Source organism: Nonomuraea deserti (genome assembly GCF_004348685.1).
Lineage (GTDB): Bacteria > Actinomycetota > Actinomycetes > Streptosporangiales > Streptosporangiaceae > Nonomuraea > Nonomuraea deserti.
In genome coordinates this window covers 1-8,437 of sequence record NZ_SMKO01000298.1, presented here as the reverse complement: position 1 = coordinate 8,437, position 8,437 = coordinate 1, and the positions used below count along the sequence as shown (strand labels likewise).

At 72.0% G+C, this 8,437-nt stretch carries 7 protein-coding genes and 1 pseudogene; 1 reads left to right on the top strand and 7 read right to left on the bottom strand.

The annotated features are described in order from the left end of the window. From E1292_RS48145 to E1292_RS48135, 3 genes are all read right to left on the bottom strand, one after another. Positions 1 to 2,760 (bottom strand): amino acid adenylation domain-containing protein (locus E1292_RS48145; protein WP_132606505.1); only part of this gene is annotated, 2,760 nt, incomplete at its 3' end. A gap of 53 nt (positions 2,761 to 2,813) precedes the next feature. Beyond that, complete coding sequence (locus tag E1292_RS48140; RefSeq protein WP_220447428.1) at positions 2,814 to 3,644, bottom strand: SDR family oxidoreductase; 831 nt, start codon at positions 3,642 to 3,644, stop codon at positions 2,814 to 2,816. Next, positions 3,641 to 4,354, bottom strand: coding sequence for a thioesterase II family protein (locus E1292_RS48135; protein WP_132606504.1), 714 nt, complete (start codon positions 4,352 to 4,354; stop codon positions 3,641 to 3,643). The genes E1292_RS48140 and E1292_RS48135 overlap by 4 nt, the downstream gene beginning before the upstream one ends. 772 nt (positions 4,355 to 5,126) lie before the next feature. Here E1292_RS48135 and E1292_RS48130 point away from each other — a divergent pair. Then, on the top strand, positions 5,127 to 5,564 hold the full coding sequence (locus tag E1292_RS48130) for a YbaB/EbfC family nucleoid-associated protein (RefSeq protein ID WP_132606503.1): 438 nt from the start codon (positions 5,127 to 5,129) through the stop codon (positions 5,562 to 5,564). 19 nt (positions 5,565 to 5,583) lie between these two features. Here the strand turns inward: E1292_RS48130 and E1292_RS48125 are convergent, their stop codons facing one another. The 4 genes and pseudogenes from E1292_RS48125 to argG form a co-directional block, all read right to left on the bottom strand. Beyond that, complete coding sequence (locus E1292_RS48125) at positions 5,584 to 6,111, bottom strand: hypothetical protein (RefSeq protein ID WP_132606502.1); 528 nt, start codon at positions 6,109 to 6,111, stop codon at positions 5,584 to 5,586. Between the two features lie 146 nt (positions 6,112 to 6,257). Continuing rightward, positions 6,258 to 6,476, bottom strand: a pseudogene (locus E1292_RS54680) (response regulator transcription factor); the annotation flags it as partial. Between the two features lie 68 nt (positions 6,477 to 6,544). Continuing rightward, positions 6,545 to 6,772 carry a hypothetical protein gene (locus E1292_RS54675; protein ID WP_246090948.1) on the bottom strand — a complete coding sequence of 76 codons (228 nt, stop codon included), beginning with the start codon at positions 6,770 to 6,772 and terminating at the stop codon, positions 6,545 to 6,547. Between the two features lie 56 nt (positions 6,773 to 6,828). Beyond that, positions 6,829 to 8,274, bottom strand: coding sequence for an argininosuccinate synthase (gene argG, locus E1292_RS48115; protein WP_132606500.1), 1,446 nt, complete (start codon positions 8,272 to 8,274; stop codon positions 6,829 to 6,831). Positions 8,275 to 8,437 lie beyond the last annotated feature (163 nt).

Genomic DNA, 8,437 nt, shown 5'->3' with positions numbered 1-8,437 from the left:
TACCGGCAGGGCGCGGACGTCCAGCTTGCCGTTCGGGGTGAGCGGCAGCGCGGGCAGCGCCGTGATGGTGGCGGGCACCATGTGGTCGGGCAGCACCTTGGCCGCCCGCCGCCGCACCGCGGCGGGATCGGCGTGCGCCGGCGTCACGTACGCGTCCAGCCGCGCCAGGGCGTGGTCGGTCGCCTGCCCGGCCGCCTCCGCCCCGCGCGGATCGCCCGGCCGGGCCGTTCGGGGCGGGTCGCCCGGCCGGCCGTCACGCAGCACCACGGCGGCCGAGGCCACCGAGGGGTCGTCGAGCAGGACGCTGCGGATCTCGTCCAGCTCGATGCGGAAGCCGCGCACCTTGACCTGGGTGTCCAGCCGGCCCAGGTGCTCGAGCCGCCCGTCGGGCCGCAGGCGGCCGCGGTCGCCGCTGCGGTACATGCGGCCGCCGGCGAACGGGTCATGGACGAAGCGCTCAGCCGTCAGTTCGGGGCGGCCCAGGTATTCGGCGGCGACTCCCGCCCCGCCGACGTGGATCTCGCCGGGCGCCCCGGTGGGGACGGGGCGGCCCTGCTCGTCCATGACGTACACGTGCCAGCCGGGCAGCGGGTGTCCCACCGACCTGGACCCGGCGATGGCGTCGCCACGGGTCAGGGTCTGCGCGGTCACGTGGACCGTGGTCTCGGTGATGCCGTACATGTTGACCAGGCGGCAGTCCGGATACCGGTCGAACCAGCCCAGCAGCGGGCGCGCGTCGAGCGGTTCGCCGCCGAACACCGTCAGCCGGACGGCGAGCCGCTCGGCCCGGAGCCGGTCGGCCTCCATGAGCTGGGCGAACGCCGACGGGGTCTGGCTGAGTACGGTGACCCGCTCGCGCACCAGCAGCTCGTGGAACTCTTCAGGCGACCTGGAGACCCAGTACGGGACCAGGACCAGCCGGCCGCCGGTGAGCAGCGCGCCCCAGATCTCCCAGACGGAGAAGTCGAAGGCGCTGGAGTGGAAGTTCGACCAGGTGTCGCCCGGACCGAGCCCGAAGTCGTCCTCGGTGGCCGCCAGGAGGGCGGCGACGTTCCTGTGCGGCACCACGACGCCCTTGGGGCGGCCGGTCGATCCGGAGGTGTAGATGACGTACGCGGCGTCGTCGGGGCCGCCCCGCTCCGGCGCTCCGCCGCCGTCGAGGGCGCTGTCGTCGCCGGCCGCGAGCCGTTCGGGGGAGACGACGGTCAGTTGCTTGCCGGGAGGGAAGTCGCGGTGGGTGACGACGACGCGCAGTGCCGCGTCGCCGGCCGTGTACGCCAGCCGGTCCGCCGGATAGGCGGGGTCCATCGGCACGTAGACGGCTCCGGCCTTCAGCACGGCGAGCATGGTGATCACCAGGTCGGGCGTGCGCTCCAGGCAGAGGCCCACGCGGTCGCCCGGCCGTACGCCCATGCCGTGCAGGGAGGCGGCGCAGCGGCCGGCGCGCTCGTCCAGTTCGGCGTAGGTGAGCGTGCGGTCCTCGCCGGTGAGGGCGACGGCTTGCGGCCGTTCCGCGACCCGGGCGGCGAAGATCTCGTCGATCCGCTCCGGCCGCCGTTCCAGGGGTCTGGCGGGGCGGCCGAGGCGGATCACGTTGCGGCGCTCGGGCTCGTCCAGCGGGTCGACGTCGGCGGGGGCCAGGTCGTCATCGCCGGCCAGCAGCTCGTGGACGCGGGCGACGTGGCGGGCGAACCGCCGTGCGGACTCCTCGTCCACGTCCTCCAGCCGGTGCCGTACGTCGAGCCGGGCGGAGCCGTCGGGGTCGCGGAAGGGTACGAGGGTGAGCGGGAAGGGAGCCGTCTGGCAGGGGATGAGGTACTCGTCGGCCGCGTGGCGGAGGGAGACGTCCTCGTCGGCCGTCTCGCGGGAGACGTCCTCGTCGGCTGTCCGGCAGGCGGCCTCGCCGGAGGGAGCGGCCAGGAGCCCTGCCAGGACCCGGCCGCCCGATTCCGCGCACAACTGCGCGTACCGGCGGGAGTCGCACCATCCGCCGTCGCCTCCGAGGATCCGGGCGCTCCCGGCCACCAGCTCGCCCGTCGTGGCGGCGCCGGACAGGTCCACCGCCAGCAGCGTCCCGGCGTCGTACGCCCCCAGCGCTCCCTCCGGCCGCGAGGGCAGCCCGGCCAGCGCGCCGATCACGGGGCAGCGCTGGTCCTCGTACCGTCCCAGGACGAGCGCGGCCGCCACCGCGATCCGGGCGGCCAGGTGCGCCGACTCGCGAACCGGCACGCTCACCACCCCGGTACGATCCCCCGCCGCGGCGTCCCCGGCTGCCCATTCGACGGCGGCTCCCGAGTAGTCGGCCTCCTGCCACCGCTTGACCAGCTCGGCGTCCGGGGCGGGCACAGGCGTACGACCGGCGTGGAACCGCTCGCACGGGACCCGCTCGGTGAGCACCTCGGCCACCATCCGCAGCGACGTCGCGTCGAACCGCGCCCGGTGCGCGACGAGCACCAGGTCGGCGGGCCCGTCCGCGTACTCCAGCAGGACGGCCCGCAGCCCGGCTCCTTCCGCGCGCACCGGCCTGAACAGCTCGGCGTCGAGCCTCCTCCCGGCCTCCGCCGAGCCGGCGGCGGCGGGAACCCGTTCCGTCCACAGGCGGGCGGTCTCGTCCCACCAGTGGCGGGAGGCCTGGTCGAGGATCCGCGCCATCCGGGCGGCGTCGGCGCCTCCGGGCAGCCGTGTCCGCCGGGCATGGCAGTGCCCGGACGGCGGGCCGGCCGCGGGGATCAGCGGCCAGGCGTCAACAGTGCGGTACACAGAGTGATCTCCAGTGGGTTCGGGAGGCCGGCACGGGCCTGGTCGGCGGGGCGTCAGCGGGTGGTGAAGCCTCCGTCGACGGTGAGTACGCTGCCGGTGACCTGGCGGGACTCGTCGGAGGCCAGCCACACGGCGGCGGAGGCCACGGCGTCGGGCTCGATGAGCGCGTTGGACGGCTGGGCCTGCAGGAACGTCTCCTCGTGCGTGCCCACGGGCACGTCAAGCGAGCGGGCGATCTCCGCCAGCATCCGGCCCTCGACCTGCGGGTCGTCCCTGACCGAGCCGGGGCACACCGCGTTGACCCTGACCTGGCGCGGGGCGTAGTCGAGCGCCGCCGCCTTGGTCAGGCCGATGAGACCGTGTTTGGCGGCGACATAGCCGGCGAAGTGCCGGTAGCCGACCAGCCCGGCGGTGGACGCGACGTTGACGATGCTGCCCGAGCCGCGCTCGGACATGAGCTTGCCGACCGCGCGGATGGCCCGCCAGGCGCCCGAGAGGTCGACGTCGAGCATGAGCTGCCACTCGTGCTCGTCGATCTCGTGCGTCACCTTGCCGGACGGTGCGGCGATGCCCGCGTTGTTGACGAGCACGTCGACGGCTCCGAACCGGTCGACCGCCATGGTCACCGCGTCCTCGACCTCGCTCAGGTCCCGTACGTCGGCCTCCTTGACCAGCACGGCGACGCCGGCCTGACGGCAGAGCTCCTCGGTGTGCCGGAGCTGGCCGGGAGAGCCCAGCGGGTAGGGAACCCCGGGCAGGTCGCGCGCGATGTCGATCAGCACCAGGTCGGCTCCCTCGCGGGCGAACGCCTGGGCGGTGGCGCGTCCGAGACCGCGGGCCGCGCCGGTGATGACGGCCGTCTTCCCGGCCAGGCGCAGCGTCACGTCCTGTCCCTGGAGAGCTCGTCCGTGATCAGCCGGAGCAGGGACGTGGGGTCGTCGGCCAGGTACATGTGGCCGCCGTCGAGCTCGGCGGTGCTGAACTCCGTGCTGGTGACCCGCTCCCACCGCGCGATCTGCGCCGTGTCGACCAGCTCGTCGTCGCGGCCCCGCAGCGCGGTGACCGGGACCGGCAGCGGCTTGTCCGTGGCGGGCTCGTACGTCTCGTGCATCTCGACGTCGGCCCGGATGACGGGCAGCAGCAGCGAACGCATCTCCGGGTCTTCGAGCGCCGGATGCGTGTAGCCGGAGAACTCCCTGACCCTGCCCAGGAACTCGTCGTCGCTGAGACCGCTGGCCTTGGTCTCGCGCCCGTCGTACGGGCTGGGCGAGCCGCTCACGAACAGCCGTTCGGGTGTCACTCCTCTGACGTTCGCGAGGTGGTTCGCCAGCTCGTACGCGAGCACGGCGCCGAGACTGTGGCCGAAGAGCGCCACGGGCGGGGTGGCGCCGTCGATCCGGGCCAGGACCTGGGTGCATGCCGCCTCGGCGGCGCGGGTGACGTCGGTGTAGGGGGTTTCGTTGAAGCGTTCTTCCCGGCCGGGCAGCTGCACCGGCAGGATGTTCAGTTCGTCGGGGGCCTGCCGCTGCCATCCACGGAAGAACGACGCTCCAGCGCCGGCGAAGGGCAGGCAGACAAGGTACGTGGGTTCCATGAAGCGGACTTTCTCCGATCGATCGTCCAGAGGCGGAATCCTGGCCGCGGGGACGTCACCGTTCGGGCGAGCATCTCCTGAGCCGATTACGTAGTGGTCCAACCCGGTTACTTTGGGTGATGCTCCTGGTCGGACCGCTGGCCTCTATCGCCTCCCCCGTCCATTCGCGACCGTCAAGCCGGGCCGGGCCCGGGGCGGGCGTCGCGCATCGCTCGTTGCGGCCCCAAGCATGCCGAACGACGGCCAAAACTACGGAGTTTCGGTCCTTTTGGTCAAGCCGAACATGAAGAATCTGTGACATACGGTGGCGGTTCGGAGCCGTCCGGCGTCACATGTCAGGCTCCTTCCTGAGGGCCTGCTATTCCCGTTCTGACCTGCGGTTATATAGCCGTTTCGGGGGTGGGCTCCGGCGGGGTTTGCATCGTTCCATCGGTCGCTCCGACGTGTCCCCAGTTCTTTGCCGGCGAACAAGCGACCCGGAGCGTATGTCCTGAATCTAAAGTTTGGGGTAGCCGTATGTAAATCACCTGTGTCAGAATGTGAGACGGCGAGTTGATCACCTCCTGCGCGCACGTCGAGTTCGAGGCTGCGGACCGGGCGAGTGTGGCCCGTGTGCCCGGCTTCGGCCCGCTGGGCGCATGGAGGCGACAAGCGTGTTCGCTGAGGAGGAAGCGTTGTCCAATCAGTTGACGGAGCTCATCGGCGCGATCGTCAACGCCGTCAGGACCGTGGGCACCGAGCGCGACTGCGACGCCGAGGATCGGCCGTGCCGATGACGGGCGACGACCGGCAGCGCAACCCGTTCGACGATCTGCTGCGCCTCACGGAGGAGGCGGAGAAGGAGCAGCGCCTGCTCCGCAACGCGCACGACGAGATCGCCGCCCTCAGGGGTGAGGGCGAGAGCGCGGGCGGCAAGATCCGCGCCCGCGCCGACGCCCAAGGACGGCTGATCGACGTGCGGTTCGACCCCCGGGCGATGAAGCTGGGCAGTCAGGACCTGGCCGCGGAGGTCACGCTGGCCGTGCAGCGCGCGCAGGACGACGTGGCCGCGCAGCGCGATCGCGTGTTCCGCGAGACCGTCGGCGCCGGCCCGCCCGACCCGGAGAAGGTGCTGGAGCAGTTCGAGGACACCATGCAGACGTTCACCCGCGCGATGAACGGGCACGAAGCGCGCCTCGACGAGCTTCTCCGCGACATGGACAACCGCTAGGACACCCCCGGCCGGGCCGTCAGGCCGCGCGAGGCATGGCGGCGCGCCAGCCCAAGGTGACGGCTCCGGCCAGGAGCACGACGCCCGACAGCACACCGCTGACGACCGGCACCCACGCCACGGCCGCCGTCGAGGTCAGGACGAGCCCGGCGGCGCCGAGCATGGAGAGCACCACGCCGGGCACGGCGATGCTCCAGTCCTTCCAGACGGGCGCCAGCGCGACGAAGTGCACGCCGACCACCAGCGCCACCCAGGCCACGTTGGCCTGCTCGGGAACCCCCCAGGCGGCCAGCACCCTGAGCCCGCCGAACAGCAGGATCACCTCGGCGGCGACGATGAGCAGGTAGCCGCGGCCGAACATGCTCCGCCGCGCCCCCGCCTCCCGCCGTTCCTTCCTGGCGGTGGCGAACCACATGGCGAGCACCCCGGCGGCGGCCAGGCAGGCGGCCACCCGCAGCACGGTCACGGTCACGGTGTTCAGCGGGCTCTGCGCGTTGACGACGACGAAGACCGCGCCGAAGACCGCGCCGACCAGTAATCCAGTCATACGTTGCACGACACCTAGTAAAGCGCGTACCCGCCCGCGCCCGCATGGGGGCTGGGCCGAGAACGCGGTGGGCCTGGCCCTACCTCACCGCGCCGCACGGGCCGGCACAGCCCTATCCTCACCGCGCCGTACGGGCGGGTGCGGCGCTACCGCACGGCGCCGCGCAGATAGGCCAGCACCGCCAGCACCCGGCGGTTGTCGTCCTCGGTCGCGGGCAGCTCCAGCTTGGCGAACACGCCGGCCACGTGCTTGCCGACGGCCGCCTCCGTGATGGACAGGGCACGGGCGACGGCGCTGTTGGATCGGCCCTCGGCGATCAGCGCCAGCACCTCGCGCTCGCGCGGGGTCAGCCGGTGCGCCGGCTCGGTGACCTCCCTGGCCCACGTCTGCTCGAACAGGTCGATGAGGGTGGTGATCAGACTCTGCTGCCTGATCACCAGGGCTCCGGGCGTGTAGGCGACGGGGGTTCGCGGCCCCGCGCGGGCATGCCCAGCGGATGCATGGCGCGCAGCTCGCGGGCCGAGCCGGCGAACTGCGCGATCTGCTGCCGGACCAGCTCGCTGTCGTCGAGCCGCTCGACGTCGACGGGGATGCCGCGGAGCTCGCCCACCACCTCTTCCAGCCGATGGGCAAGCTGCGCCAGCGACACGCTCTCGTCCATACGCCTCCTCCGCCGCGTTCTCCGACGATTGTGGCGTACGGAACCCCGGCGGAGGATCAGTCGGTGCCGGACTCCATCGCGGCGTGATCGAGGAGTTCGTCCTCGGGTACCTCGCCGCGGGAGGCGATCGCCTCGGCCCCGCCCTCCGGCATAGCGCCGATCAGTTTGGTCGAGGGCGCCTGGGCGGCGGCGATCAACGCCGAGTGGTCGGCGCCGACCATGCCGAGCCCGGCGTACTGCTCCAGCTTGGCGCGGGTGTCGGCGATGTCGAGGTTGCGCATGGTCAGCTGGCCGATGCGGTCGACCGGCCCGAAGGCGGAGTCTTCCGTGCGCTCCATGGAGAGCTTGTCCGGGTGGTAGCTGAACGCCGGCCCCGACGTGTCCAGGATCGAATAGTCCTCGCCGCGCCGCAGCCGCAGCGTCACCTCGCCGGTGATCGCCATGCCGACCCAGCGCTGCAGCGACTCGCGCAACATCAGCGCCTGGGGGTCGAGCCAGCGGCCTTCGTACAGCAGGCGGCCCAGCCGGCGCCCCTCGCTGTGGTAGACGGCGAGGGTGTCCTCGTTGTGGACCGCGTTGACCAGCCGTTCGTAGGCCGCGTGCAGCAGCGCCATGCCCGGCGCCTCGTAGATGCCCCGGCTCTTGGCCTCGATGACGCGGTTCTCGATCTGGTCGGACATGCCCAGGCCGTGCCGCCCGCCGATGGCGTTGGCCTCCAGCACCAGGTCGACGGGGGAGGCGAAATCCTTGCCGTTGATCGTCACCGGGCGGCCACGCTCGAAGCCTATGGTGACGTCTTCTGGGGCGATCTCGATGTGCTGGTCCCAGAACCGCACGCCCATGATCGGCTCGACGGTCTCGATGCCGGCGTCGAGGTGCTCCAGCGCCTTGGCCTCGTGGGTCGCTCCCCAGATGTTGGCGTCGGTGGAGTAGGCCTTCTCCGTGCTGTCGCGGTAGGGCAGGCCGCGCTCCAGCAGCCACTCGGACATCTCGGTGCGGCCGCCGAGCTCGCTGACGAAACCGGCGTCGAGCCACGGCTTGTAGATGCGCAGCGACGGGTTGGCCAGCAGGCCGTAGCGGTAGAACCGCTCGATGTCGTTGCCCTTGAAGGTGGAGCCGTCACCCCAGATCTGCACGCCGTCCTCGAGCATCGCGCGCACCAGCAGGGTGCCCGTGACCGCCCGCCCCAGCGGGGTCGTGTTGAAGTAGCCCCGGCCGCCGGTGCGGATGTGGAACGCCCCGCAGGCCAGCGCGGCGAGCCCTTCCTCCACGAGGGCGGCCCGGCAGTCGACCAGCCGGGCGACCTCGGCGCCGTAGGCCGTCGCGCGCCCGGGCACCGAGGCGATGTCGGGCTCGTCGTATTGGCCGATGTCTGCGGTGTACGCGCACGGCACCGCGCCCTTCTCGCGCATCCACGCGACCGCTACCGAGGTGTCGAGGCCGCCGGAGAAGGCGATGCCGACACGTTCGCCGACAGGCAGGGAAGTGAGAACCTTGGACACGCGTGAAGTATATACATAGTCATGCATGATCATGCAACATCATCACGCGACGACCCTCCGCCGTGTCGCGATCTCCCGGGAAGCGAGGAATCCCGCCCGCGCCGGAACGCGGGCGGCCCCAGTAGGTGAGCTCAGCGGGCGGGCTCAGCGGGCGGGCTCAGGG